This is a genomic window from Undibacterium umbellatum, assembly GCF_014284125.1.
In the GTDB taxonomy this organism is placed as follows: Bacteria; Pseudomonadota; Gammaproteobacteria; order Burkholderiales; family Burkholderiaceae_D; genus Undibacterium; species Undibacterium umbellatum.
The window spans coordinates 1-596 of the sequence record NZ_JACOFX010000068.1; the positions used below are offsets into that span (position 1 = coordinate 1).

Annotated in this window: 1 protein-coding gene; it reads right to left on the reverse strand. The window is 51.5% G+C overall.

Annotated elements, in window-relative coordinates; genetic code table 11:
• Nucleotides 1–596 (reverse strand): DUF4214 domain-containing protein (locus tag H8L47_RS29210; RefSeq protein ID WP_186957338.1); only part of this gene is annotated, 596 nt, incomplete at both ends.

The window sequence follows — 596 nt, forward strand, 5'->3', positions numbered from 1 at the left end:
ACACGGGAACCACCGTTTGGTGTGTAGACCAGGCCAGCTGTGAAGTTTTCTGCTGTAGCTACGTCTGTGTTGCTTGTCAGTGTGAAGTCTTTAACACCACCACCGTTGACGATGGATGCCAGTGTGGCATCTTGTACGGCGATTTGGGATGCTTGTGTGGCGGAATCCAACACTTTGCTCAGCCATTCTTTGGCCAGGTTGGTGTTTTCTGGTTTGGAGTAGGCAACGATTTCTTCGTTGGTGTCAATCGCTGTTGTGAACGATGTCGATGCAGCAACTTTGGAGTCAACTGCAACTTTGTCTGCGCCAGTTGCGCCTGCCAGGATCGCCAGGGCTGCTTGGCCCATGGTGACTTTGCCGCCCAACAATTGGCCTGTCCAGTAGTTCAGACCTGCTACGTCAGCTTTGTGGCCGAACAGGTTGTTGTAGATGGTGTTGACTGTTTCTTCTGTTGTCTTGCCAGCGTAGGCTGTTGCATATTCTGCTTGCTTGGAGAAGCTGTCAGCGATTTGGTTCAGTGTGAAGCTTTGCGCCATCCAGTATGCCAGGCCACTTGGGTCTGCTGGGCGATTGAAGTAAGCGATGTAAAGCTTTTG